This is a genomic window from Streptomyces hoynatensis, from assembly GCF_003626535.1.
In the GTDB taxonomy this organism is placed as follows: domain Bacteria; phylum Actinomycetota; class Actinomycetes; order Streptomycetales; family Streptomycetaceae; genus Streptomyces; species Streptomyces hoynatensis.
In genome coordinates this window covers 145,369-169,690 of record NZ_RBAL01000004.1, presented here as the reverse complement: position 1 = coordinate 169,690, position 24,322 = coordinate 145,369, and the positions used below count along the sequence as shown (strand labels likewise).

Below are 24,322 nucleotides of genomic sequence, written 5' to 3'. Positions count from 1 at the left end.
CCAGGTCCCCCTCCCGGGTGAACCCGGCGTACCCGGTCCCGGGGAGGCGGCGGCGCGGCGCGCGGCCGGGCCTGCGGGGCGGCCGACCCGGCGCCAGCAGCGCCTTTTCCGGCAGGCCGCCGGCCACGGGCGGCCCCGCACCCCTCTTCTCTCACCATATGAGCGTCACATTTTTTCACTCACACGAATTGTCCGTGGCGTTACCGAGCATAGGGCGGGGATGCTCCGCTCGGCGCAATCGTCAACTACTGGCAAAGTGAGGGAAAATTCACGACAAAGGCGTTCGAGTCGAGGAGGACGGGGATACCGGAGCCGACGCCGGGAAATCGTGCACATCACCATGGGGTGCCCCTCGACGAGTAAAGACTTTCCCACGTGCCGAGCAGGAGGTCAGGTCGTCCGCACCGCGCGAACATCCCGCCATCGGACCGTCATACCGATGCCGGGAACGCGCTGACCGCCACGCCGTGAAGGGCCCTCGCCCGCGCCGATCGACCCACGTAAAGACCGACTCGTCATCAGGAGACGCTGTGCGTTACGGAAGTGAGCTGAGAGAAGCCGTCCACTCGCCTGGCACCACGCCGCTCATCGGCATCTACGACATGTACTCCGCATCCATCGCGGCCCAGCACTACGACGGATTCTTCGTTTCCGGATTCGGCTTCGCCGCCTCCCACTACGGCCTGCCCGACATCGGCTTCATCGCCTGGCCCGACATCGTGGCCTTCGTGGAGCGGCTGCGGCTGGCCTTCCCCGGGCACCACCTGCTCGTCGACATCGACGACGGCTACGTGGACCCCGAGGTGGCCTGCCACGTGGTGCAGAAGCTGGAGCGGATCGGGGCCTCCGGGATCATCCTGGAGGACCAGAAGCGCCCGCGCCGCTGCGGCCACGAGGACGGCAAGCTGATCCTGCCGCTCGAGGAATATCTGGAGAAGCTGAACCTGGTCCTGGAGAGCAGGCGCGACATGGTGGTCGTCGCCCGCACCGACGCCACCGAGGAGGAGGAGATCCTCCGCCGGGCGAAGGCGCTCGCCGAGACGGAGGCGGACGTGGTGCTCGTCGACGGGGTGCGCAGCGTCGAGTGGATTCGCCGCGTCCGCCAGGTCATCGGCGACAAGCCCCTGCTCTTCAACCAGATCGCGGGCGGCAAGTCGCCACGGCTCTCGCTTTCCGAACTGACGGAACTGCAATGCCAGGTGGCCATCTACAGCACGCCCTGCCTGTTCGCGGCGCACACCGCGATCGACGCCGCGCTGGAGGAGCTGAAGAAGTCCGACGGCCGACTTCCCGACACCGGCAGGACCGGGGCCGTCGGCGTGCGGAGCTCGCTGGCGCTGCTGGAGCGCAACATCAGCAGGCACCACCCGGCCGAGCTTCAGGACGCCTTCGCCTGACGCCGGGACGGGAGCCGCCCGGCCGTGGGGCGGCGGCAGGACGACCGCCGCCCCCACCCGGCCCCGGGCCGCCCGGTCCCCGAGCCCGCGCGCCCGGCGGCCCTCGCCCGCCCGGCGGCCCCCGTCCACCCGACGCCCCTCACGAACGCCACGACAAGGAAAGCCACCGCCATGACACTGCTCTCGCCGAAGGCGCAGGCCACCGCCGCGCTCGCCGTGGGAATGCTGTGCGGCTCCGCGGCCGCAGGCACCGCCTGCGCGGACGCCCCCGACGGGGGAATGGAGACGACGCACGGGCCCTCCCTGATCACCATCGACAACTCCAACGCCGACTCCTGGCTGGAGGTCGACCGCACGCTCAACATGCTCGCCCCCTTCAGCAAGGGCACCGCCGGCAGCGATCACGACGGGGGTGGCGGCGCGATCGAGCAGACCGTCACGGACTCGGCGGGCACCGGCCTGCAGGCCGCCCCCGACGAGGACGGCGCCGAGGAGGAGGAAGAGGAGGAGACCGGGGAGAGCGCGGCGACCGGCGGGGACGACCCCGAGGGCGACGCGGACGCGAAGCCGGGCGAGTCCGCCGGCGCCCGCGCGCCGGGCGCACCCGCCGCCTCCTGACGCCCCCTCCGGGCGCTCTCCTTCCCGGCCCACGCGCCTGGGGCGCCCGCTCCCGCCCCGAGGCGCGGCACCCGCGTGCGGCGGGCGGCGCGCGCCCGCCCGAGCCCCCGCACCTCCCGCCGCACGCCCCGCCCCGCCCTCGCTCCGGCCCCCGGCCCCCTGCCCTCGCCCCGCCTCCGGAAGGAGGGAACTCCCGTGCCCGTCCCCGCCCCCCTCTCGGCCACCGCCCTCGGCTCCCGGCTCGGCTCCCGGTTCGGCTCCGCCTCCGGCGCCGTCCGTGCCGGCCTGCGCCGCGTCGACCGGTACATCGCCGCCCTGCTCGCCACGGTCGCCCTGGCCGCGCTCCTCCCGGCCGACGGCACGCCCGCGGAGGTCGTCGGCGTGGGCACGAAGCTCGCCGTGGGGCTGCTGTTCTTCCTCTACGGCGCCCGCCTCTCGCCGCACGCCGCCTTCGCCGGGCTGCGGAACTGGCGGCTGCACCTGCCGATCCTGCTGTTCACCTTCGCGGTCTTCCCGCTGTGCGGGGTGGCCCTGGGCGCCCTGCCCTCCGCGGTGCTCAGCGAGGACCTGGCCAGGGGCGTGCTGTTCCTGTGCGTGCTGCCCTCCACCGTGCAGTCGGCCGTCGCCTTCACCTCGATGGCGCGGGGGAACGTCGCCGCGGCGATCTGCTCCTCCTCCTTCTCCAGCCTGCTGGGGGTCTTCCTCACGCCGCTGCTCGCGGCCCTCCTGCTGCGCGGCCCGGGGGACGGGGGCCAGGTGCCGATCTCGACGGGTCAACTGGTGAGCATCGTCGTGCAGTTGCTGGTGCCCTTCGCGCTCGGGCAGGCGGCGCGGCCCTGGCTGGGCGGCTGGGTCGCCAGGCACCGGGCCCTGACCACGGTCTGCGACCGCGGCTCGATCCTGCTCGTGGTGTACGCGGCGTTCAGCGAGGGGGTCAACGCGGGCATCTGGCACCGGGTCTCCCCGGGCAGGCTGCTGGCGCTGCTCGCGCTGTGCGGGCTGCTGCTCGCCCTGGTGCTGACGCTGACCGCGCGGCTCGCCCGGTGGCTCGGCTTCTCCCCCGAGGACCGGGTGACCGCGGTGTTCTGTGCCTCGACGAAGAGCCTGGCCAGCGGGCTGCCCATCGCCACCGTGCTGTTCGCCGCCGAGGACGTCGGGCTGCTGGTCCTGCCGCTGATGCTGTACCACACCCTCCAGTTGATGACCTGCGCCACCCTCGCCAGGCGGCGTCCGGCCCCGGCCCCGGACGGGCCGCGCCCGGAGCCGGACGCCGCGCCGGGGGCCGCCGCCGCGGGCGCCCCGGCCTGAGGCGCCCCCCGGCGCGGCGCCGGACCCACGCGCCCGGCCCGCGCGGCGCGCCCCGGCCCGCGCGCCGGCCCCGTCCCCGGCCCGGCGCAACGGACCGGGCCACGGGTCATTTTGGCGCGGTGGCCGCGGCGCCGGCGGGCATCAGCCGGGAGAGGAGGAGGGCGAGCAGGGCGGTGGCCGCGGCCACCGCGAAGGCCGCCGCGTAGCCCGACTCCGCGGGCGGTCCTCCCCCGCCCGGCACGGAGGCGGTGACCAGCACCGCGGAGACCTGGGTGCCCACGGCGCCGCCCACCGTACGCAGGATGACGTTGATCGCGGTGGCCGCGCCGGTGTGCGCCCGGTCGGCGCTCGCGACGACCAGCTGCCCGAGCGAGGCGAAGGCGAGCCCGTAGGCCACCCCGAGGAGCGTGCCTTCGAGGGTGAACTCCCACAGGTGCCCGTTCGCCGTCCCCATCGCGCCCAGGGCCAGGGCGGCGAGGAGGGCCCCGGCGCCGAAGGTGACGCGTCCCCCACAGCGGGCGGAGAGCCGGGCGGCGAACGGGGCCGCGAGCACCATGGCCACGGCCATCGGGATCACGGCCAGGCCGGTGCGGGTCGCGGAGGCGCCGAAGCCGTATCCCGCGGCCGGCGGCGTCTGGAGGAACTGCGGCATCAGCGAGACCGCGGAGAACATGGCGGCGCCCACCACCAGCGTCGCCAGATGGGTCACCGCCCTGGCCCGGCCGCGCAGCAGCGCCGGGTCGACCAGCGGCGCCGGCGCGCGCCGTTCCACGAGGGCGAAGGCCGCGCCCAGCAGGACGGCGGCGGCCCCGAGGCCGAGGGTGCGCGCCGAGCCCCAGCCCCAGGCGCGGCCCTGGGTGATGCCGAGCAGCAGGGCGGAGAGGGCGGCGGCCAGCAGCAGGGCGCCCGGCAGGTCCACCCCGGGGCGTCCCTCCCGGCGCCCGGCGGGCGTGCCCGCATCCGCGGGCAGCGTGCGCACGCCCGCGAGCGCCGCCGCGGCGAGGAGCAGCAGCAGCCAGAACAGCCGGTCCGTGCCGAGCGCGTCGGCGAGCGGCCCGCCAAGCGCCATGCCGAGCGCGCCGCCGACGCCGAACATCGCGCTCAGCGCCGCCACCACCCCGCCCAGCCGCGCCGCCGGGACCAGGCGCCTGGCCAGGCCGAAGGCGAGCGGGAAGGCGCCGCCCGAGCAGCCCTGCACGACCCGCGCGGCCACCATCCCGCCGAACCAGGAGGCGTGGGCGGCCACGGCGGCCAGGGCGCTGCCCGCGGCGAGGCACAGCAGGCAGGCCGTCAGCACGGGCCGGTAGCCGAAGAGGTCGCCGACGCGGCCGGCGACCGGCGTGACCACGGCCGAGGCCAGCATGAACGCGGTCAGCAGCCAGGCCGCCGTGGCGGCGGAGACCTCCGACTGCCGTTGCAGCAGGGGCAGCGAGGTGACGACGACGGTCTGCGCCAGGGCCACGCAGCAGGCGGCGAGGAGCAGGACGGGCACGAGCAGCCCCGTCCGCCCCGGCGCCCCGCCCACGGCGGAACCCGCGCCCCTTGCGGCCCCGGCGCCGCGCCCCTGCCCACCGGGGTTCCTCCCGGCGTTTCCCCGCGCGCCCTCGCGCGCCTGTTCCGGCATGAGCACTCCTCCCTCGGCCGACTCGCCTTCTCCGCAGGTCCAGGCGATCAGGTAAGGGCAGCCTAACAGGATTAGTGACCGCCGGTCATTAAATGAGCCGCGGGCGAACCCGGAGGGCCCGGGAGGCCGGAGGGAACCGAGGGCAGGGCGCCGCCGGGGGCGGGACGGGGGCCGCGTTGCGGCACGTGGCGCGCTGCGGCACGGCGCGCGGCCCGCCCCCGGCGGCCACGGCTTGACATCGCCGCCCGGCACGTGGCCTGGCTCGGGCAGATCCCGGGCACGCCGGTGGCCGACGGCGACCGGGAGCGCAGCGCCGAACTGCTGCGCGGCCTCGGCCGCCTGTACGTCCGTGACCCCCGCTTCTCCGCCACCTACGGGGGCCGGGACACGGCGGCCTTCGTCCGCGACTCCCTCGACGAGTACGCCCGGGTCTCCCGGTGAGCCCGGCCGGTGAACTTTTCCCGGTCACCGCACTAGGCTGCGCCGCGATGAGCAACGAGGAAGGGAACGGCCCCTCGCGGCCCGGCGCGGGGGCGGGCGGGCGAAGGGGCGCGGCGGAGGGCAGGCGGCGCGGGCGGCCGGCGCGGCTGAGCCGGGAGCTGATCGTCGCCGCGGCGCTGCGCTCCGACCTCGGCACCCTCACCATGCGGGAGCTGGCCGCGGACCTCGGCGTCTCCCACTCGGCCCTCTACCGCTGGGTGGCCGACCGGGACGCACTGTTCGACCTGATCAGCGAGGTGATGGTGGAGCGCGTCCTGCCCGCGGACCGCCCCACCGCGGACGGCTGGCGGTCCTGGCTGGCCAGGCTGGCCTGGGCGATGCACGACGAGTTCGGCGCGGTGCCCGGGTACGCCGCGCACGTGGCCCGGCCGCACCGCCACCACCAGCCCTCCTTCGGGCGGTTGCGCGCCCGGGTGATCGAGGCCTTCGCGCTGGCCGGCGCGGACCCGGAGCAGGCCGAGCAGAGCTGGTACGTCTTCGCCCTCGGCCTCGTCCAGTGGCTTGGCCTGCCCACCCGGGACCTCGGGCTCGGGCAGGCGCCGCCGCGCTTCGACCTGTATCTGGACACGCTGCTGCGGGGCCTGCCGACGCGGGAGCCGGTGGCCCACCCGCGCCCGGGAAGCCCCCGCGCGCCGGGCGCGGCCTGAGCACGCGGCGCGGCGCGGCCCGGTCCCGGGGACGGCGGGCGGCCGGGGGCCGGCGGGGAGCCGGGGGCCCGCCTCGGGGTGGCGACCGGGCGGGCCCCCGGGGCCTGGGGGTGGCAGGGGCCGGGCAGGCGCGGTCACCCGGCGGGTTGCGTCAGGGCCGCCGCCACGTCGTCGAGGACGATGCCCGCGGCCAGCGGGCCGCCCGCGCTGTTCCAGGCGGAGCCGTCGACGACGACCACGTGGTCCCGGGCGACCGCGTGCAGGCCGGAGAAGCCGGAGACGCCCATGGCCTCGTCGAGGGCCGCCGCGCCGTCCTCCCTGCTGCCGAGGGTGCCGAAGAACAGCCAGTCGCCGTCGATCTGTTCGATCTCCTCCAGGCTGATCGGGACGCTGTGCTCCTGCACTTCGCTCTGCTGGGACTCGGGACGCGTCAGGCCCAGGGCGGACAGGATGCTGCCCACGTGGCCGCGGCCCTGGCCGACGACGCTGGGGGCGCCGTCCTGCCAGCGGATGACGCTGGTGACGGCCCCCTCGTTGGCGCCGAGACCGCCGCGGACCTCCTCGGTCTCGGCGTCGAGCCCGGCGAGCACGCGTTCCGCCTCGTCGGCGCGGTTGAGCGCCCCGGCCGCGGTGGTGAACGCCTCGCGCCAGTCGTCCTCCTGGGTGGAGGCGAAGACGGTGGGGGCGATCCCGTTCAGCTGGTCGGCCATCTGCTTGGCGCCGACGGTCTCGTCCACCAGGATCAGGTCGGGATCGAGTTCCGCTATCGCCTCCAGGTCCGGCTCCATGGTGGTGGCGACCACGGGGATGTCCCCGCCCCCGGCCTCGGCCAGGTAGGCGGAGGCACCGTCCTGGCCGCGGCCCGCGCTGGTGCCGACGGGGACGACGCCGACCGCGAGCGCCGCGTCCAGGGTCGGCTCGCTCAGGGTGACGACGCGTTCCGGCTCGATCGGGATCTCCACCTCGCTGCCGTCGGCGCCGGTCACCGTGCGGGTGCCGGCGGTGTCCTGCTCCTCGTCGCCTCCGCAGGCGCAAAGGGCCAGGGTGGCGGCGAGGAGGGTGGTGGCGGCCGCGGTGGTGCGGCGGAGGGGGCGCGGGGTGGCGGGCATGCCGGTCGTCCTATCGGGAGTGTGGGTTGGGGGGTTCCTTCGGGTGTGGGGGATCACCGCGCGGCCCACCGCGCGGTGAGGTCGGCCAGGCCCCGGGCGAGGCCCGCGCTCCACCAGGCGTAGTCGTGTCCGCCGGTGTAGACGGTGAGTTCGGCCTCGTACCCGCCCTGCCGCAGCACGTCCCGCAGCCTGCGGGCCTGCGCGACCATGGGCCCCTCGTAGCGGCCGACCTGGAGGCGCAGCCGGGTGCCGCGCGGGGGCACGGCGGCCCATTGCGCGCTCATCCAGGAGGCGCCCTCCGCCTCGTCCGCGCCGGGGGTGCCGCCGCGGCCCGCCGCGCCCGGGGCGCCGGCCCGGCCGGAGGGTCCGGGAGGCTCCTGGCCCGGCTCGTCCGGGGGCGCCCACCACAGGGAGCTCGACTGGGCGAGCACGTGGCCGAAGCGGCCGGGCAGGGTGAGGGCGGCGTACAGGGCCGCCAGGCCGCCGAGGCTCTGCCCGGCGACCAGGGTCCGCTCGGGCCCCGCGGGCACGCCGAGGGTGCGGGCGGCGAAGGGCAGCAGGCCCTCCGTCAGCTGCGGCAGGTACCGCTGCGGCTCGCCGAGTTCCCGGAACCTGGTGGCGGTGTCCACCGCGCTCGGGGCGAGGACGGCGAGCGGCGGGATGCGGCCCTCGGCGAGCAGGCCGTCGAGCAGTTCGCCGAGCCGGAGGTGCGGGAACCACATGTCGCCGTCGAAGAGCAGCACCAGGCCGGCGGCGGCGCCGGGACCGGGGTGGCCGGGCGGCAGGTACGACCAGACCTCGCGCGCCGCGCCGGCCAGGGTCAGCCGGTGGCGGCGTACGGCGCCCGCGGGCGTGTGGGGGCGCACCGGTGGGCCGGGCGTGCGCGGGGCGTGCGGCAGGGCGAAGAGTGAACTCGGCGCGCCGCCCCAACGGGTGGTCAGCGTCCGGGGGTTGAGCGGGTCGCGGGTGCCGCGGCGGTCGAGCCAGCCGCGCAGGCCCATGGCCTCGCCGGTGGGTGCCGTGGTGGGCAGCGGCTCGCCGTGCGAGAGGGGGGCGATCCGGTAGGAGCCCAGGTGGTCGGCGCGCAGCCGGTAGCACAGGTGCCACAGGTCGGTGCCCGGCAGGTGCCGCATGCGGGCGCTCGCCGGATCGGCCCGGTCGTAGAGCCGGTTGACGGCGAGCAGCACGTCCGTGGTGTCCCGGCCGCCGCGCCACAGGAAGGTGACGGCCCGTCGGCCCGGGTCCCCGCGCGGGTCGGGTTCCACCAGGGGCGTGCCCGCCCGACGGGCCGCGCACCAGAAGTCCTCCAGCGCGGCCGCCCGCCCGGCGCCTTCCGCGAGCGCGGCGGCGAGGCGGGCGACGGCGGGGCTCGGGAGGGTCTCGACCGGGCGCCAGGGGCCGGCGTGCCGCGGCGGCCGGTCAAGGCGCTGCCGCGTTCCCCCTGTCGATGCTCTGTCTGCGGGCACGGGTGGCTCCTCGCCGGGGCTGCGGTGGTCGTTCGCCGGGCATGCGGCGGCACGGGCCACCACGAGCCGGAGAATTTAGGTAAGGCTAACCTAATCACATGCTGCCCCGGTCCTCACCCCTCTCACTGCGGCGTTCCCCGCGCCGTTCCCCAGGTCCTTCCGCGCCCCCGTCCCCAGGTCCTTCCGCCCGCCGCGCCCGGCGGCCGGGCCGCCCCTCCTCCCGCGGTGCCGCCCTCGGATACGGCCTGCCCGCCGCCGTGCTGCTGCTCGGCGCCGCGGCGCTGCTGAGCGTGGGGATCGGCACCCGCGCCCTCTCGCCGGGCGAGGTGTGGCACGGCCTGTTCACCCCCTCGGGCACCCGCGCGGACGAGATCGTCCGCGAACTGCGGCTCCCCCGCACGCTGATCGGCCTGGCCGCCGGCGCCGCGCTCGGCCTGGCCGGGACGCTGATGCAGGCCCTCACCCGCAACCCCCTGGCCGACCCGGGCATCCTCGGCGTCAACGCCGGGGCCGCCACCGCCGTCGTCACCGGCATCGGCCTCCTCGGCCTGCACTCCCCCGCCGCCTACACCTGGCTCGCGCTCGCCGGCGCGGGCGCCGCGGCCATCCTCGTGCAGGCACTCGCGGGCGGACGGCAGGCGACTCCCGTGCGGCTGATGCTGGCCGGGACCGCGCTCAACGCGGCCCTGTTCGCCTACGTCAACGGCCTGCAACTGCTCGACCTGAACACGCTGGACGGGATGCGTTTTTGGACCCTGGGCACCCTGGCCCGCCAGGACACCGGGCACCTGGTGCAGATCCTGCCCTTCCTGCTGGCCGGGACGCTGCTCGGCGCGGCGCTCACCGGCCCGCTCAACGCCCTCGCCCTCGGCGAGGACACCGCGAGGTCGCTGGGCGCCCACGTGGCGCGCACCAGGTGGCTGAGCGTCGCGGCCATCACGCTGCTGTGCGGGGCCACCACCGCGCTGTGCGGACCGATCGGCTTCGTCGGGCTGATGATCCCGCACGCCGTGCGCGCCTTCACCGGGCCCGATGTGCGCTGGATGGTGCCCTACAGCATGCTGCTCGCCTCCGCCACGCTGCTGCTCTCCGACGTGGCCGGCCGCCTCCTCGCCCGGCCCTCGGAGATCGAGGTCGGGGTGGTCACCTCGGCCGTCGGCGGCGTCGTGCTGATCGTTCTCGTGCGCGGACGGAGGCTGAGCGCGCGGTGACCCCGCCCCGAGTCCCCGGCGCCGCGCGCCCCGCCGCCCCCGCGCACCCGCCCGCGCGCGCCGCTCTGCCCGCGCCGGCGCCCGCACCGACGTCCGCGCCCGCCGCGCGCCGGCCGGGGCGCCGGCGCCGGGCGGTGCGCGTGGGCGGCCTGTCCTGGCGGACGGCACCCCGCTACGCCGCCGTCTGCCTGGCGCTCCTGGCCGCGGGCCTCGCGGTCGGCGTACTGGCCGTGGGCACCGGAAAGTTCGGCCTGACCCCGGCCGAGGTGGTGCGCACCCTGCTGGGCGACGGGCCGCCCGGGGCCGGCTACGTCGTCACGGAGCTGCGCCTGCCGCGGGCCCTGGACGGCCTGCTGGCGGGCGCGGCGCTCGGCATGAGCGGCGCCGTCTTCCAGTCCCTGGCCCGCAACCCGCTCGGCAGCCCCGACCTCATCGGCTTTGGCCACGGCTCGGCCACGGGCGCGGTGCTGGTGATCCTCCTCCTCGACGGGTCGGCCACGGCCGTCGCCGCGGGCGCGCTGTCCGGCGGCCTCGTGGTGGCCGCCGCCGTCTACCTGCTGGCCTGGCGCCGCGGGGTGGCCGGGTCCCGGCTGATCCTGGTCGGCATCGGCGCCGCCGCCCTGCTCGGCGCGGTGGACAACTACCTTCTCTCCCGGGCCGATCTGGGGGACGCCGCCCAGGCCGCCGCCTGGCTGACCGGCAGCCTCGGCGGCCGGCAGTGGAGCGACGTGCGCATCGCCGGCCTCGCGGCCTGCGTGCTGATGCCCGTCCTGCTGTGCCTCGGGCGGCGCCTGGCCCTGCTGGAGATGGGGGACGACACGGCCGGCTCCCTCGGCATCCACCCCGAGCGGACCCGGCTGGCGCTGCTGGCCACGGCGGCGGCGACCTGCGGCCTCGCCGTGGCGGCGGCCGGGCCGATCCCGTTCGTGGCCCTCGCCTCCCCCCAGGTGGCGCGGCGCCTGACCCGCCACCCGGGCCCCAACCTGCTGGCGGCCGCGCTCACCGGGGCCCTGCTGCTCGTCCTGGCGGACTGGCTGACCCAGCGGCTGGTGCCCCTCCCGCTGCCGGTGGGCGTGGCCACCGGGCTCCTCGGCGGGGTCTACCTGCTGTGGCTGCTGGTGGCCGAGCGCCGCGCCGGCCGGTTCTGACCGCTTCCGGGGCGCCCCGTGCGCGCCCCGGGGTCAACGCCGTGGGCCGCGCCGGTGGGTTGCCCGCCGCATGGCGGAGCGGATGCGCGCCACCGTGTCCGAGGGCCCCAACTCGTGCCGCAGGTGCAGCAGGTAGCCCGCCGGGTGGCCGGCGAGGGTCTGCCTGCGCTGGTCAAGGGCGCCGTTCGCCGCCCCGACGAGGCAACCGGCTGCCACGCCCGCCCCGGTGACCACGGGCGGCAGGTGCAGCGCGCCGGCCAGCACGCCAAGCGCCGCCGGCGGGGCGAGCGACTGCAGGCTCAGCACGGCCCGGACCGGTTGCAGGCCGAGCCGCCCCAGCTCGCGTTCCATCGTCTCCAGCGGCCGGGCGATCTCCCGCTCCACCCGGTTGCGCAGCCGCGCCGCCCGCACCTCGGGGTCGGGCACCAGGCTGATCTCGACGAAGTCCGGGGTGAGCGAGTCGAGGAACTCCCGATAGGCCATCAGCTCCGGCAGCAGCCGCCGCCGTGCCTCGACGATCCGCTCGACGGGCACCAGGTCCAGGTCGCGCGGCAGCACGGTCTGCAGGGCCAGCACGGCGAAGACCTGACCGTGGTCCGGCCGCCCCCCGGCCACCCCCTCGCCGCCCTCCGCGCCGTCCGAACCCCCGGACTCCCCGTCATCCGCGGGGCCTTCCGGCCCCTCGGCGAGCAGGACCCGCGCCATCGCGTCGATCGTCCAGCCGGAGGGAAGGGCGCACATCAGCGCCTGATCGGTGACGGGCGTCATCCCGTTCTCCCGGGCCACCACGTCCGCGAGCACCGCCAGATAGACGCGGGCCAGGCTACGGTGCATCGCCAGGTCGGATGCGTACAGGACCCTCCCGTCGGAGGCGCGGCGCCACTGGTAGCTCCTGGAGACCAGCAGTCCCGCCTCCGCGAGCCGCCGCGTCAGCCCGGCCGAGATCTTGGCCGGATCGACCCTCTGCAGCCGGGGGTCGAGCGGCAGCGGCCCGTCGTGGATGTCCCACGTGCGCAGGGAGGCGACGCCCAGTGCCCCGGCCCCGTACCGCGGGATCAGCTCCTGGCGGTGCCTGTCGAGGAAGTCGTAGAACAGCGCGTCGACCTGCTCCTCGGTGCTCAGCCACCGGTGCGCGCGCCCGGCCTCCTCGGGGTCCGCCCTGGTCAGCACCTCCTCCCCCACCCAGCTGCCGCCCCGCAGCCCCGGCCTGACGTCCAGGACGAAGCCGCACTCGTCCCTGAGCCGCCTGACGGTGTCCGAGTCGCGCACGTCCGCGTAGTCCTGCGGCCGGATGCGCCCGAGCTGCGGCCAGTGCAGGGCGGCGGCCTTGACCCAGGCGTCCCCGGGGAGGTTGACGTACGGGAAGTACAGGGCAACGTCGCTCATGGGGGAGACAATGCCCGCCCGCGCCGCCCGCGTGGAAGACTCCGCCCCCGCCCGGGCCCGGGTCCGTCAGCCCCGGCCGGCGTTCCGGCGCGGGTTCCGGGGTGCGTTCCGGCGCGGGTTCCGGGGGCGTTCCCGGCGGGCGAGGGACAATCCGGTGGCGCCGCCGCCGCCGGCCTGGCTAACGTCGCGCCGTGATGCACCAGAATCCGCTCGCCTACCTGCTGGGCCTGGAGGGCACCGCCCTGCTGCGCGCGTTCACCGGGGAGCACGGCCGCGCGTTCGTCGACGCGCGGATCGGCGAGATCAGGAGACTGCTTGAGGACGAGACGCTGGCGGATGCCGCCGTGGACGTCGCCCGGGTGGGCACGGTCGACGGGTACCGGATCTGGTCGCGGACCTACGACGGCCCCAACTCGGCCTTCGACATCGACGAACCCGTGGTCGGGGACATCCTCGACGGCCTGCCGGCGGGCCTCGCCCTGGACGCCGCCTGCGGCACGGGGCGGATGACGGCCCTGCTGGCCGAGCGCGGTCACCGGGCCGTCGGCGTCGACAGTTCGCCCGATATGCTGGCCCGGGCGCGCGAGCGGGTACCGGCCGGCGAGTTCCGCCTGGGCGACCTGCACCGGCTGCCCGTGGCCGACGATGCCGTGGACCTGGTGGTCTGCTCCCTCGCCCTGACGCACGTCCCCGACCTGGCGCCGGTGATGGCGGAGTTCGCCAGGGTGCTGCGCCCCGGCGGGCACCTCGTGACCTCGGACATCCACCCGGACTGGGTGGCGCGGGGTTCGATCCCCGCGGTGCGCCTGGCGGACGGCGGGCCGGCGCGGCTGGCGACCCACCGTCACCCGGTCGGGGACTATCTGCGCGCCGCGCTCGCGGCGGGGCTGCAGGTCCGGCGCTGCGAGGAACCCGGCGGGCGCTCCGCGGCGGCCACCCCGCAGGAGGCGCCGCGCGGCCTCCCGGGCGGCGTGGGGCCGTGGGAGGAGTGGCCGTGGTCCCTGATGGAGCTGGTGCCCGAGGCCACCGCGGCGGTCAACGCCGGAGTTCCGGTGGAGCTCATCTGGCACTTCCAGCGCGCCGCATCCTGAGGTCCCGCCCATCCCGAAGTCCCGCCCGTCTCCTCCGCGTTGCGGCTCGGGGCGGCGTTCCGGGGGAAGGGCGCCGGGCCCGGCGGCTAGACGTCGCGTGCGCGCAGCAGCAGGCCGCCCGCCAGCAGCGCGGCGGCGGCCCACCCCGCGGTGACGCCGAGCCCCGCCCAGGGCCCGAGGGATGGGCCGCCGGGGTCCGTGGTGTCCTGGACGGAGAGCCCGGCGCTCATCGGCGCCGCCCTTTCGAGCAGGCGCCGCCAGTGCAGATCGCCGACGGTGGCGGAGAGGATCGGCAGGACGTACAGGAGGCCGAGGACGAGCCCGACGCCGGTGGCGGAGTCCCGCACGGCGGTCGCGATGCCGAGGCTCAGCAGGCCGATCAGCACCAGGTAGAGGACCGTCCCGAGGACCGCGCGCAGCGTCGGCCCGCCGGCCAGGGACAGGGCACGGTCGCCGGACTCCGGCAGGACGAGCCGCCCGGCGAGCACCGACCCGAGGGCGGCGGCCGTGCCGCCGAGGGCCACGACCCCGGTGAGCGCGACGGCCTTGGCCGCGAAGGCGGTGCCGCGCCGCGGCACCGCCGCCAGGGTGGAGCGGATCATGCCCGTGCCGTACTCGCCGCCGATCGTCTGCGCGGCGAGGATGGCGATGGTCGCCTGGCCGAGGCAGACCCCCGTGAGGGCGAGCCTGGTCGTGTCGCCGCCGCAGCCACCGGCCGTGCAGGTCGCCATCGAGGTCGCCGCGGTGCTCAGGGCCACGGTCGCCACGATGGTGCCGAGCAGCAGCCACCGGGGGCCGGCGGCAGTCCGCAGCTTCGTCCACTCCGCGTGCAGGGCCGTTCTCATACGTCCCTCCGGCCGAGAAGGACGGCCGCCACGGCCAGGCTTGCCAGCGCGTAGCCGGACAGGACGGCGAACCCGGCCCACGGTGCCAGCGGGTAGTAGCCGTAGTAGGGCGTGTAGTTGCTTGCCACCTGGTGGTAGGGCACGAGCGTCTGCTGGACGGCGAAGGCCGCGCCGGGTGTCACCGTGGCCACTGCCTTCGACAGGCCCGCGGGCGTGAACGGGAGGGCGGTCAGGAGGCAGGGCAGCACGGTGGCCACGAGGACCGCGGCGACCGCGACCGCGCCGTGCCGGAGGATGGCGCCCAGGGCGAGGGCCAGGACCGAGGCGGTCGCCAGCAGCGCCGCGGTCCCGACGGCAACCCGCAGTTCGGTCGCGGAGGACACCGGGAAGAGGTAGACGCCGTTGCCCCGGGCGAGCCGTTCGCCGAGCGGGATCGCGAGGAGCGTCCCCACCAGCCCGGCGGCGAAGGCGACGGCCCACAGCACGGCCGCCTTGGCCACCAGCACCCGGCTCCGCCGCGGGCTCGCGGCCAGGGTGAGGTGGATCGTCGTGTCCCGGTACTCCTCGGTGATGAACCGCGCCCCCACGACGGTCACCGCGATCAGCGCGGCGAACGTGCCGGCGAGGAGGTCCCTGAGGTGGCCGCCGGTCGGCAGGCTGTCGCGGACCGCGGGCGCCAGGTCGCCGGCACCGGTCACCGTGATCCGGGAGCCGGATGCCGTGAAGGAGCCCGAGGTGTTCTCCGGGTAGCCGGCGAAGCTGGGGGACCGGGCTCCCACCTGCGTGCCCGTCCAGTGGCCGCCGGTCCTGCCCTCCCGGGTGTGCAGGTCCTCGAAGGTGGCCGTGGAGACGCTGCCGGCCGTGCCGCCGCCGCGCACGGCGGGCGGGGAGGCGACGAACAGCCCGGCCTGTGCGGTCGATCCGAGCCCGCTCACCCGCGCGGTGCCCACCTCGGTCCAGTGCGTGCCGTCGGTGGAGGCGTAGCCGGTGACGGTCTCGCCCGAGCGGTCGAGCCGCAGCCAGCGGGGGGACTCCGCGGAGACCGGGCCGGGGGGTCCTGCGGTGTCGTTGACGAAGCCGTCCTGCATCCGCACGCCGTGGCCGCCGGTGACCATGATCGCCGCGTAGGGGGACCCCTGCCGGGTGCCCGCCTTGATGACGAGCCCGGCCTTCGCCCACGGCACGGTGCCGGGCCCAAGGTCCCCGGGGCCCTTCGGGATGCTGCTGGTGAGCGCGGAGACGGCGACGGTGATGCTGCCGTCCCCGGCCATCGGCCGGTGCACGAAGTAGAAGCTGTCGGTGACCGGCCCACCGTGCGGCCCGGCCGGAACGGGTGGTGCGCCCTCCTGGTTGCCGCCGACCCCGGCGAGCAGGGCGGCCAGCACCATCATCGGTGCCGCCGCCAGCAGGCCGGTCACCCAGCCCCGGACGGTTCGGATCTTGGTCCATTCCGCGTGCAGCACCCGGAGGAAGCCGGCCCCCCGGCCGGGCGGGTACGGCGTGACGGCGGGGGTCACCGCGGTGCCTCCGTGGGCGTCGCGGCGCGGAACTCGGCCGCGTCGCGGGTGAGTTCCAGGTAGACCTCCTCCAGCGTGGCGCGGTGCGCCGTGAGCTCGGAGAACGGGACCGCGCCGTGGGTGAGCAGCGCCGCGACGCGATCCGCCGGCAGGCCGGAGACGGTCACGGTGTCCGGGCCGGTGGCCGACACGGCGCCGCCCGCGCGTCCGAGCACCCTCGTCGCGTCCGGCCGGGCCGTGGTGCGCACGGCCACCCGGTTCCCGGAGGCGGCCGCGATCAGCTCGGCCACGCCGGCGTCGGCGAGGGCCCTGCCGCGCCCGGCCACGACGAGGCGGTCGGCGGTGTCCTGCACCTCGCTCATCAGGTGGCTCGACACCAGGAGGGCGCGGCCCTCGGCGGCCAGCGACCGCAGGAAGCCACGCATCCACACGATGCCGCCGGGGTCCATGCCGTTGAACGGCTCGTCGAGCATGAGGATCGGCGGGTCGCCCAGCAGGGCCGCGGCGATCCCGAGCCGCTGCCGCATCCCCAGCGAGTAGCCGCCGGCCTTGCGGCGGGCCGCGGGGGTCAGGCCCACCTGCTCGATCACCCGGTCCACCCGCCGCGCGGACAGGCCCTGCGCATGTGCCAGCCACAGCAGGTGGTTGCGGGCGGTGCGGCCCGGGTGCGGCGCCACGGCGTCCAGCAGCGCGCCGACGTGGCGCAGCGGGTGCCGCAGACTGCGGTACGGCTTCCCCGCGACCAGCGCGGTGCCCGCATCGGCCGCGGCCAGGCCGAGGATCACCCGCATCGTGGTGGACTTGCCGGCCCCGTTCGGCCCCACGAAGCCGGTCACCAGGCCCGGGCGGACGGTGAAGGACATCCCGTCGAGGGCCCGGGTCGCCCGGTACCGCTTGTGCAGCCCGGTGACGACGATCTCTGCGGCGCTCATCGGCGGGGGCCTCCGGTTGGTTGTGGTCTCATGCGGGCCGTTGTACGCGGCGGCCGGTTCCCGCCCGGTCGCGGCCGCTGCGACCCGGTTGCGACCTGCGGCCTGGCACGGTTGAGTGCATGACGCGTCGAACCGGCGGCCCGCCCCGCCGCCCTTCCCGTGCGACCGGGGGTGATCCGCTGTGAGGGTTCTGGTGGTCGAGGACTTCGAGGTGCTGGCCCGCTCGGTCGGCACCGGGCTGCGCCGCGAGGGCATGGCCGTCGATGTGGTGCTGGACGGGATCGGCGCCCTGGATCGCCTGGCCGCCACCCGTTACGACGTGGTGATCCTCGACCGGGATCTGCCCGGGGTCAGCGGGGACGAGATCTGCCGGCGGCTGGCCGGCGACGGCCGCGGCAGCCGCGTGCTGATGCTGACCGCGGCCGGCACCGTCGAGGACCGCGTCGACGGGCTCGGTCTCGGCGCGGACGACTACCTGCCCAAGCCGTTCGCCTTCGCCGAACTGGTCGCCCGGGTCAGGGCCCTGGCCCGCCGGGCCACCCCGCCGCTTCCGCCCACCCTCTCCTGCGGGGACATCACCCTGGACCCGGCCCGCCGGGTGGCGTTCCGCGCGGGGCGCCGCCTCGAACTCAGCCCGAAGGAGTTCGCGCTCCTTGCCTGCCTGCTCGCCTCACCGGGTCTGGTCCTGCCCGCCGAGGAACTCCTCGAACGCGTCTGGGACGAGGCGGCCGACCCGTTCACCTCCGCGGTCAAGCACACCGTGCACCGGCTGCGGGCCAAGCTCGGCGACCCGCCGGTGATCGAGACCGTCCGCGAAGGCGGCTACCGGATCGGGCCGGCATGAGCGAGCCAAGGACGCTTCCCAGGCGGTCCCTGCAGACCCGGCTCGCGCTCTGCTACGCCGCGGGCATCTACGCCGGCGGGATCGTGGTCCTCGCCTTCGTCGCCCTGCCCCTGGCCGGCGTCGAGTCGGCCGTTCCCGCCGGCAGCCAGGCGCCCGGCACGATCACCGGCACCGGGGAGGGGATCGGCCCGCACCGGCTCCTCGTCGGCTCCGCCGTCGCGCTCGCCGCCCTCGTCCCCGTCGCCCTGGTCGCCGGCTGGTTCTTCGCCGGCCGATTCCTCAGGCCGCTGCGGGTCGTCACCGCCACCGCCAGGGCCATCTCCGCGGGAAACCTCCACCGGCGTCTCGGCCTCGGCGAACCCACCGACGAGCTGACCGAACTCGGCGGCATCCTCGACGACCTCTTCGCCCGCCTCGAAGCCTCCTTCGACGCCCACCGGCACTTCGTCGCCAACGCCTCGCACGAGCTGCGCACCCCCCTGGCCGGCCTGCGGACCCTCCTGGAGGTCACCCTCGCCGACCCGGACGCCGACGCCGGCACCCTCCGCGCGGCCTGCCAGGAGGCCCTCGCCCTCGGCGCACAGCAGGAACGGCTCGTCCAGGCGCTGCTCGCCCTGGCCACCAGCGAGCGCGGCGCCGCCCGCCGCGAGGCCCTCGACCTCGCCAGGATCGCCGGCGGAGTGCTGGCCTCCCGCCGCGACCAGGCGGCAGAAGGAGGCATCCGCCTCGCCGCGCACCTGGCGCCCGCGGTGACGGCCGGGGACCCGGGACTGGTCGAAAGCCTCATCGCCAACCTCGTCGACAACGCCCTTCGCCACAACCACCCGGACGGGCACGTGGAGATCACCACGCGGACCACCGGGGCGGGGGCGAGCCTGACGGTCGTCAACAGCGGGCCGGTCGTGCCCGAGGAGCAGATACCGCGCCTCTTCCGCCCCTTCCAGCGGCTGGCGCCCGACCGGCACGGCCGCCGCGACGGCTACGGCCTCGGCCTCGCCCTCGTCGACGCCGTCGCCCGGGCCCACCACGCCACCCTCACCACCGCCGCGCGCCCGGAGGGCGGCCTGGCGGTCACCGTGCGGTTCGCGCCCCCGTCCCGCCCCCACCACCGGCATCCGGGCGGCACCCGCGCGGCGACCGCGACCTGACGCCTGCCCGGGCGCCGGGCCACCGCCGGGGGCGCGGGCCTGCGGGGAGGCCGCCTCCGGCTTCGCCCGCCCCGCCGCCCGCCGCGCCACACTGCGGCGCGGGAACGTCCCTCAGCACCACGAACGAAAGGTCGTCACACATGGCTGACGAGGTCACCGGGATCGTCGGGGCGGGCATCATCGGACTCGCGATCGGCCGCGAGCTCACCCTGCGGCGCCCGGGCACGCGCATCCTCGTGCTGGAGAAGGAGGACCGGGTCGCCGTCCACCAGACCGGCCACAACTCGGGCGTCGTGCACGCCGGCCTCTACTACCCGCCCGGCAGCCTGAAGGCGAGGCTGTGCACGCGCGGCCGGGCCCTGCTGCGCGAGTACTGCGCCGAGCGGGCCCTGCCCTACCGGGAGTGCGGCAAGCTGGTGGTCGCCGTCCGCGAGGAGGAGGTGGCGCGCCTCGACGCCCTGGGCGAACGGGCCCGCGCCAACGCCGTTCCCGGGCTGCGCCGGGTCGGCGCCGCGGGCATCCGCGAGATCGAACCGCACGCCGCGGGCCTCGCCGCCCTGCACTCCCCGCATACCGCCATCACCGACTACCCCGCGGTGGCGCGGTCCTTCGCGGAGGACATCGCGGCGGGCGGGGGCGAGGTGCGCCTGGGGTTCCCGGTGACGGGAATCGCCCGGCAGGGCGGGCGGCTGCGCCTGCGCTCGGGCGAACGGGAGCTGCGGGTGGACGAGTTGATCGTCTGCGCCGGCCTGCACACCGATGCCGTCGCCCGCCTCGCCGGCGACGGGCCGCAGCCGCGGATCATCCCCTTCCGGGGGGAGTACCTGCGGGTCGCGCCCGCCAAGGCGCCCCTGGTGCGGGGGCTGATCTACCCGGTGCCCGACCCCAGGTACCCCTTCCTCGGGGTGCACTTCACCCGGCGGGTGTCCGGGGAGGTCGAGGTCGGGCCCAACGCGGTCCTCGGCCTGGCCCGCGAGGGCTACCGCCGCTCGGACCTGCGCCTGGCCGACCTGCGGTCCCTCGCCGCCTGGCCCGGCACCTGGCGCATGGCCCGCCGGCACTGGCGCACCGGCGTGCGGGAGTTGCGCGGCTCGCTGTCCGCGCGCGCCTACATGCGCGAGGCGCGGGCGTACGTGCCGGCGATCGGGGCGGCGGACGTGGCCCGCGCCGGGGCGGGGGTGCGCGCCCAGGCGCTCGACCGGGACGGCACTCTGGTCGACGACTTCCGCATCCACAGGTTCGGGCGGGTCACCGCGGTCCGCAACGCCCCCTCGCCGGCGGCGACCTCGTCCATGGCCATCGCCGAGCACGTCGTCGACCTCGTTCTCGGCGGCCACTGACCGGCACCCGCCCGCCCCTGCCCCGGGCGGGTGACCCGGGCGGGAGTCCGGCACGGGGGGCGGCGCCGCCGGCGGGGGTGCGGGCGGGGCGCACGGGCGCGGGGGGCGTTATTCGGTGCCTTCCGAAGCGACGGGGCGTTAGCTTCTGGGCATGACTGAAGCGCCGGCCGCCGCGCGGCCTGGGGAGTGGGCCGCGCTCGGCGCGGCGGGGGTGACCGTCCTGCTGTGGGCCTCCGCGTTCGTCTCGATCCGCAGCGCGGGCTCCGCCTACTCGCCCGGCGCCCTGGCGCTCGGCCGGCTGCTCGCGGGCTCGGTGATCCTCGGTCTCGTCGCGCTGGTGCGGCGCGAGGGCCTGCCGCCGCGCGCCGCGTGGCCCGGCATCGCCTGCTCGGGCGTGCTGTGGTTCGGCGGCTACATGGTGGTGCTCAACTGGGGCGAGCGCGAGGTGGACGCGGGCACGGCGGCCATGGTGGTCAACGTGGGGCCGCTGCTGATCGCGTTGCTGAGCAGCCGGCTGCTGGGCGAGCGGATGCCGCGGGCCCTGGCCGCGGGGATGGCCGTGTCCTTCGCGGGGGCCGTGGTGGTGGGCCTGTCCACCTCGGACGGCGGCGGGGCCTCCCTCCTCGGCGTCCTGCTGTGCCTGCTCGCCGCCGTCTCCTACGCCGGCGGGGTGGTCGCGCAGAAGCCCGCGCTCCGGCACGCCTCCGCGCTCCAGGTGACGCTGTTCGGCTGCCTCACCGGCACCCTCGGCTGCCTGCCCTTCTGCGGGCAGTTGGCCTCCGAGGCGGCCGGCGCCCCGGCGTCCGCCACGCTCAACATGGTCTACCTCGGCGTCTTCCCCACGGCCGTCGCGTTCACCACCTGGGCCTTCGCCCTGGCCCGCACCACCGCAGGCCGCATGGGCGCCACCACCTACGTGGTCCCGGCGCTCGTGGTGGCGATGTCCTGGCTCGCCCTGGACGAAATCCCCGGGTGGCTGACGCTCGCGGGCGGCGCCCTGTGCCTGGCCGGGGTCGCCGTTTCCCGCGGCGGCTCCCGCCCCCGCGGCCCGGCGGCCCCCGCCCCGGGGGCGCCCGCCCCGGCGTCCGGGGCCACGGGCTGAACCACCGCAGGCCGCGGGCCGGTTGCGCGCCCACCCGTCCCCGGCCTGCCCCCGATCCCCCACCCCGCGCGCCCCGGCGCACGACGGCGCGTGCCGCAAGGGCGGCCGAAGACGTACACACCCGAAAGAAAATGATTGTCATGAGGATGCCTGGGTAACGTCTTGCTGGTCTGTTCGCGGGAGGGGAACGGGAGGGAAGAACGTCTGGTGGGTGCGCCCTTGTATCTCAGGCCCAGACTCGAACCGCCACTTCGCTCACTGCTCGACGACGGATCGTTCCTGCACTCGCTGGTGGACGCCCTCGGCTCGCCGCTGAACCTGCTGCTCCCCGAGCGCCTCGCCGCGAACCTGGCGGACTTCCGCGCCATCTTCCGCCGCCACCGCCTCGACGGGCAGGTCTACTACGCGCACAAGGCGAACCGTTCCAGCGCCCTGGTGCGGCGGCTGGCCGCCACGGACGCCGGCCTCGACGCCGCCTCGCTCGGGGAGCTGCGGCACGCGCTCGGGGCCGGGTTCACCGGGGACCGGCTCCTGGCCACGGGGCCGAAGGACGAGGAGTTCCTGTGGCTCGCGGCCCGTTCCGGGGCGGCCGTCAGCGCGGACGGGCCGGGCGAGCTGACGGCGCTGGCCGCGCTGGTGCGCCGCTTCGGCCTGCCCAGGGTCCGGGTGCTGCTGCGGCTGAGGGACTTCCCGGCCCCCGGCGTCCGGGTGCTCTCGCAGCGCAGCCGCTTCGGCACCCCGGCCGGCGAGCTGGAGGCGCTGCTCGACGTGCTGGAACGGGAGCGCGGCGCCCTGGAGTTGACGGGCCTTGCCTACCACCTGGACACCACGGGGCCGGCCGAGAAGGCGCTGGCCCTCGAGGGCTGCCTCGCGGCCCTGACCGCCTGCCACGCCAGAGGGCTGCACCCCGAGGCGATCGACGTGGGCGGCGGCTTCGGGGTCTGCTACCTGGCGGAGGGCGCCGAGTGGGAGCGCTGGACGACGGCGCTGACGAACGCCGTGCTCGGCACCGGCCCCGCCCTGACCTGGCGCGGGCACGGCTACGGGCTGCGCGCCGAGGGGGGCGTGCTGCGCGGGGCGCTCGCGCTGTACCCGGCGCACCGGCGCCCGGCGGGGGCCGCCTACCTGGACGAGTTGCTCTCGCGCCCGGCCCCGGCGCTGGGCGGGCCGCTGGCCTCGCTGCTGCTCGACCACCTGTGCCGGCTGTACGCGGAGCCGGGGCGCGCGCTGCTCGACCAGTGCGGCGCCACCCTGGCGAGGGTCGTGGAGGTGCGCCAGACGGAGGCGAACGAGCACCTGGTGCGGCTGGCGATGAACGCGGCCGACGCGAGTTTGGAGGACCACGGCATCCTCGTGGACCCGCTGCTGGTGGGCCGGGAGGGGCCCGTGCGGGCCGGCGGTGGGGAGGCCGCCGGGGTCTACCTGGCGGGCAACCTGTGCCTGGAGGCCGACCTGATCACCCGCAGGAAGGTGTTCCTGCCGCGGCTGCCGCGGCCGGGCGAGCTGCTGTGCTTCGCCAACACCGCCGGCTACTGCATGGACTTCCAGGCCCACGACGCCTCCCTGCAGCCGCGCGCCAGGAAGATCGCCGTCTTCCGCTCCGGCGGCTCCTGGCGGTGGTGCCTGGACGAGCGGTACTGGCCCCTCGCGGCGGAGCCGGCCGGCGAGGGCGCCGACGGGGAGCCGCCAGGCGCGGCGGGCGCCGGGGAGGCGGGGCGGACGGCGCGTCCGGTGGGGGCGGGCCCGGCATCGGAAAGGGACGCATGAAGTACGACAGCATCACAGAGGCGATCGGCAACACCCCGCTGGTGCGCATCGATCCGGCCGTGCACGGCCTGGCGCACGTGGACCTGTACGCGAAGCTGGAGATGCTCAACCCCTTCGGCTCGGTCAAGGACCGGGCGGCCTGGCACATGACGAGAGACCGGCTGGCGCAGGCCAGGGAGCGCGGCGCCCAGCTGGTCGAGCTGTCGAGCGGCAACACGGCGAAGGCCCTGGCGACGCTCGCCGGGCTGCACGGCCTCACCTTCAAGAGCGTCACCAACCGGATGCGGGTGCCGGAGATCAAGGAGCTGCTGCTCCTGCTGGGCGCCGAGATCGAGGAACTCCCGGGCCGCAGCGAGTGCCTCGACCCCTCGGACACCGAGGACCCGCTGACGCTCTTCCACCGGCACCTCACCGAGGAGGGCGGCGCGTACCTGCACACCGACCAGTACTTCAACCCGCTCAACACCGAGGCCCACCTGACGGGGACCGGGCCGGAGATACTCAAGGACCTGGGCGGGCGGGCCCCCGACTACTTCGTCGCCTGCGTCGGCACCGCGGGCTCCTCGACGGGGGTGGCCAGGGTGCTGCGGGCGGCGGACCCCGAGGTGCGGGTGGTGGGCCTGGTCGCCGACAAGTCGGACTTCATCCCCGGCATCCGCACGCTCGACGAGGTCCGCGAGGTCGGCCTGTTCGACCCGGCCGCCTACGACGCGGTCGAGTCGGTCACCTCCCAGGAGGCGATCGACGGGATGCTCACGCTGCTGCGCAGGTGCGGGCTGCTCGCGGGCCCCACCAGCGGCGCCGCCTACCTGGGGGCCGTCCGCCACCTGCGCGCCGTGGAGGCGGGCCACACGGGGCGGGTCACCGCGGTGTTCATCGTCTGCGACCGGGTGGAGAGCTACCTGAGCTACGTCAGGCAGCGGCGCCCCGAGCTGCTCGGCGGCCGTCCCGCGGCGCACTCGCGGGAGGCGCTGAGCGAGGAGGAGATCCGCACCGCGCCCAGCGTGGACGTGGCCGGGGCGCGGGAGTGGATCGCGCGCGAGCGGCCGCTGGTGGTGGACCTGCGGGGCCCGCACGCGTTCGCCGCCCTGCACATCGCGGGATCGGTCAACATCGTGGACGAGTTGTTCGGGGAACTGCTGCGCGGCGGGCTGCCGTTCGGCCGCAGCCGGCCGGTGCTGCTGGCCTGCCCGGTCGGCGAGAAGTCCGCCAGGTACGCGGCGCTGCTGCGGCGGATGGGCCACGAGAGGGTCCGCAGCCTGGCCGGGGGCGTCATCGCCTGGCGGGACGCGGGCGCCCCCCTGGTGCGGGACTGAGGCGG

At 76.3% G+C, this 24,322-nt stretch carries 21 protein-coding genes; 14 read left to right on the top strand and 7 right to left on the bottom strand.

Annotated elements, in window-relative coordinates; all coding sequences use genetic code 11:
- The first annotated feature begins 530 nt into the window (after positions 1-530).
- From D7294_RS08905 to D7294_RS08895, 3 genes are all read left to right on the top strand, one after another.
- Positions 531-1,397, top strand: a complete 867-nt coding sequence (locus D7294_RS08905; RefSeq protein ID WP_120677389.1) for an isocitrate lyase/PEP mutase family protein — start codon at positions 531-533, stop codon at positions 1,395-1,397.
- A 171-nt stretch (positions 1,398-1,568) separates the two neighbouring features.
- Positions 1,569-2,015, top strand: coding sequence for a hypothetical protein (locus D7294_RS33000; RefSeq protein WP_241562212.1), 447 nt, complete (start codon positions 1,569-1,571; stop codon positions 2,013-2,015).
- 285 nt (positions 2,016-2,300) lie between these two features.
- Positions 2,301-3,323 (top strand): bile acid:sodium symporter family protein, encoded by a 1,023-nt coding sequence (locus D7294_RS08895; protein WP_120677892.1) that lies wholly within the window; start codon positions 2,301-2,303, stop codon positions 3,321-3,323.
- A gap of 106 nt (positions 3,324-3,429) precedes the next feature.
- Here the strand turns inward: D7294_RS08895 and D7294_RS08890 are convergent, their stop codons facing one another.
- Positions 3,430-4,815, bottom strand: a complete 1,386-nt coding sequence (locus tag D7294_RS08890) for an MFS transporter (RefSeq protein WP_158674589.1) — start codon at positions 4,813-4,815, stop codon at positions 3,430-3,432.
- A 369-nt stretch (positions 4,816-5,184) separates the two neighbouring features.
- Between D7294_RS08890 and D7294_RS08885 the strand changes: the two genes are divergently transcribed.
- Positions 5,185-5,388, top strand: coding sequence for a TipAS antibiotic-recognition domain-containing protein (locus tag D7294_RS08885; RefSeq protein WP_120677385.1), 204 nt, complete (start codon positions 5,185-5,187; stop codon positions 5,386-5,388).
- Positions 5,389-5,435: 47 nt separating this feature from the next.
- Complete coding sequence (locus tag D7294_RS08880; RefSeq protein ID WP_241562210.1) at positions 5,436-6,095, top strand: TetR/AcrR family transcriptional regulator; 660 nt, start codon at positions 5,436-5,438, stop codon at positions 6,093-6,095.
- Between the two features lie 134 nt (positions 6,096-6,229).
- Here the strand turns inward: D7294_RS08880 and D7294_RS08875 are convergent, their stop codons facing one another.
- Both D7294_RS08875 and D7294_RS08870 read right to left on the bottom strand, forming a co-directional pair.
- Positions 6,230-7,204, bottom strand: coding sequence for an ABC transporter substrate-binding protein (locus tag D7294_RS08875; RefSeq protein ID WP_120677383.1), 975 nt, complete (start codon positions 7,202-7,204; stop codon positions 6,230-6,232).
- A gap of 53 nt (positions 7,205-7,257) precedes the next feature.
- Positions 7,258-8,670 carry an alpha/beta hydrolase-fold protein gene (locus D7294_RS08870; RefSeq protein ID WP_120677381.1) on the bottom strand — a complete coding sequence of 471 codons (1,413 nt, stop codon included), beginning with the start codon at positions 8,668-8,670 and terminating at the stop codon, positions 7,258-7,260.
- Between the two features lie 98 nt (positions 8,671-8,768).
- Here D7294_RS08870 and D7294_RS08865 point away from each other — a divergent pair, with 98 nt between their 5' ends.
- Together D7294_RS08865 and D7294_RS08860 are read left to right on the top strand one after the other, a co-directional pair.
- Entirely contained in the window at positions 8,769-9,881 is a 1,113-nt protein-coding gene (locus D7294_RS08865) for a FecCD family ABC transporter permease (RefSeq protein ID WP_120677379.1), read from the top strand.
- Between the two features lie 140 nt (positions 9,882-10,021).
- Positions 10,022-11,029 (top strand): FecCD family ABC transporter permease, encoded by a 1,008-nt coding sequence (locus D7294_RS08860; protein WP_422070673.1) that lies wholly within the window; start codon positions 10,022-10,024, stop codon positions 11,027-11,029.
- A gap of 33 nt (positions 11,030-11,062) precedes the next feature.
- Here the strand turns inward: D7294_RS08860 and D7294_RS08855 are convergent, their stop codons facing one another.
- Positions 11,063-12,415, bottom strand: a complete 1,353-nt coding sequence (locus D7294_RS08855) for a DUF6236 family protein (protein WP_120677377.1) — start codon at positions 12,413-12,415, stop codon at positions 11,063-11,065.
- A gap of 194 nt (positions 12,416-12,609) precedes the next feature.
- Here D7294_RS08855 and D7294_RS08850 point away from each other — a divergent pair, with 194 nt between their 5' ends.
- Positions 12,610-13,506, top strand: a complete 897-nt coding sequence (locus D7294_RS08850; protein ID WP_241562241.1) for a class I SAM-dependent methyltransferase — start codon at positions 12,610-12,612, stop codon at positions 13,504-13,506.
- A gap of 86 nt (positions 13,507-13,592) precedes the next feature.
- On the opposite strand, the gene D7294_RS08845 is transcribed toward D7294_RS08850, so the two are convergent.
- Genes D7294_RS08845 through D7294_RS08835 form a run of 3 tightly spaced genes read right to left on the bottom strand, consistent with a single transcriptional unit; the run spans position 13,593 to position 16,800 of the window.
- Positions 13,593-14,351, bottom strand: a complete 759-nt coding sequence (locus tag D7294_RS08845; protein WP_120677374.1) for an ABC transporter permease — start codon at positions 14,349-14,351, stop codon at positions 13,593-13,595.
- Positions 14,348-15,868 (bottom strand): ABC transporter permease subunit, encoded by a 1,521-nt coding sequence (locus D7294_RS08840; RefSeq protein WP_120677372.1) that lies wholly within the window; start codon positions 15,866-15,868, stop codon positions 14,348-14,350. The genes D7294_RS08845 and D7294_RS08840 overlap by 4 nt, the downstream gene beginning before the upstream one ends.
- Positions 15,865-16,800, bottom strand: a complete 936-nt coding sequence (locus D7294_RS08835) for an ABC transporter ATP-binding protein (protein ID WP_120677370.1) — start codon at positions 16,798-16,800, stop codon at positions 15,865-15,867. Before D7294_RS08835 ends, D7294_RS08840 begins: the two co-directional genes overlap by 4 nt.
- Positions 16,801-16,981: 181 nt before the next feature.
- Between D7294_RS08835 and D7294_RS08830 the strand changes: the two genes are divergently transcribed.
- The 6 genes from D7294_RS08830 (at position 16,982) to D7294_RS08805 (ending at position 24,317) form a co-directional block, all read left to right on the top strand.
- The gene (locus tag D7294_RS08830; RefSeq protein ID WP_120677368.1) at positions 16,982-17,644 is read left to right on the top strand and encodes a response regulator transcription factor; all 663 of its coding nucleotides are present in this window, start codon (positions 16,982-16,984) and stop codon (positions 17,642-17,644) included.
- Positions 17,641-18,792, top strand: coding sequence for a sensor histidine kinase (locus tag D7294_RS08825; RefSeq protein WP_120677366.1), 1,152 nt, complete (start codon positions 17,641-17,643; stop codon positions 18,790-18,792). Before D7294_RS08830 ends, D7294_RS08825 begins: the two co-directional genes overlap by 4 nt.
- Before the next feature lie 140 nt (positions 18,793-18,932).
- A complete protein-coding gene (lhgO, locus tag D7294_RS08820; RefSeq protein ID WP_120677364.1) occupies positions 18,933-20,132 on the top strand; it encodes an L-2-hydroxyglutarate oxidase in 1,200 nt (399 codons plus the stop codon).
- Between the two features lie 151 nt (positions 20,133-20,283).
- Positions 20,284-21,234, top strand: coding sequence for a DMT family transporter (locus D7294_RS08815; protein WP_120677362.1), 951 nt, complete (start codon positions 20,284-20,286; stop codon positions 21,232-21,234).
- Between the two features lie 204 nt (positions 21,235-21,438).
- The gene (locus tag D7294_RS08810) at positions 21,439-23,001 is read left to right on the top strand and encodes a type III PLP-dependent enzyme domain-containing protein (RefSeq protein WP_120677888.1); all 1,563 of its coding nucleotides are present in this window, start codon (positions 21,439-21,441) and stop codon (positions 22,999-23,001) included.
- The gene (locus D7294_RS08805; protein ID WP_120677360.1) at positions 22,998-24,317 is read left to right on the top strand and encodes a pyridoxal-phosphate dependent enzyme; all 1,320 of its coding nucleotides are present in this window, start codon (positions 22,998-23,000) and stop codon (positions 24,315-24,317) included. Before D7294_RS08810 ends, D7294_RS08805 begins: the two co-directional genes overlap by 4 nt.
- The last annotated feature ends 5 nt before the right edge of the window (positions 24,318-24,322 follow it).